This window comes from Rahnella sp. P4_A8, from assembly GCF_056402435.1.
This window is the reverse complement of record NZ_JBFUHK010000317.1, coordinates 1-787: the sequence shown is the minus strand read 5'-3', so window position 1 is coordinate 787 and position 787 is coordinate 1. Positions and strand designations below refer to the sequence as shown.

1 protein-coding gene is annotated in these 787 nt (G+C 50.3%); it reads right to left on the bottom strand.

The window, feature by feature from the left end:
* On the bottom strand, positions 1-597 hold a 597-nt coding region (locus AC1DUO_RS25690), incomplete at its 3' end, for a LysR family transcriptional regulator (protein ID WP_477989538.1).
* Positions 598-787 lie beyond the last annotated feature (190 nt).

Below are 787 nucleotides of genomic sequence, written 5' to 3'. Positions count from 1 at the left end.
GTTCCAGTGGCTATCGAAATTAAAGTGGAAACAACGATGCTCCATCAACTCACGGGGATGGGAGGGTATCCCGTACCTGGTGATGTAGGCCGGCGAAGCGCAGGTAATCCACTGACTCTCACCGATACGACGGGCGATACGGGAAGAACTCGCAAGTACACCACCATAAATGGCGAGATCCAGCCCTTTATCAAAGTCATCCCGGTAAACCGGCCCCGTTTCAATATCAACGTCGAGGTCGGGGTAGGCGTCAATAAACGCGGACAACCATGGAAGGATATGATAACGGGCGAAGGTGGTCATGGTACGGATTTTCAGCTGCCCGCTGATGCGTGATGGCATATCTTCTGCCAGTGAATCAGCCTCCGACATTGCGTCAACGACTGCCCGGGCACTGTTAAGATAAACGTGCCCCTCTTCGGTCAGCGTTAACGTTCTCGTCCCGCGATGAAAGAGCCTTACCTGTAATCTCGCCTCCAGCCGGCTGATGAGTTTACTCATTGCTGAAGGCGTCAATCCGTTTGCCCGCGCGGCGGCAGAAAAATTCCCGTATTCATACGCCCATATAAATGCAAGCAACTGATTATAATTATCCATTATGTCCCCGGTTATTTATGTGAAGATGTTTAGAGCTTCCGAGGCAGGAACCTGAAAAATTTTCATTTGTAGCGTCTGACCATCAGGAACGGCGCTGATGACTTTTCAACCGAAAGTAAGTTGCCCGAGAAATGCCGGTTTTCTCCATCACCAGCTTAATGGGAGTATCAAGGTGAATAAGTTCCAGAGC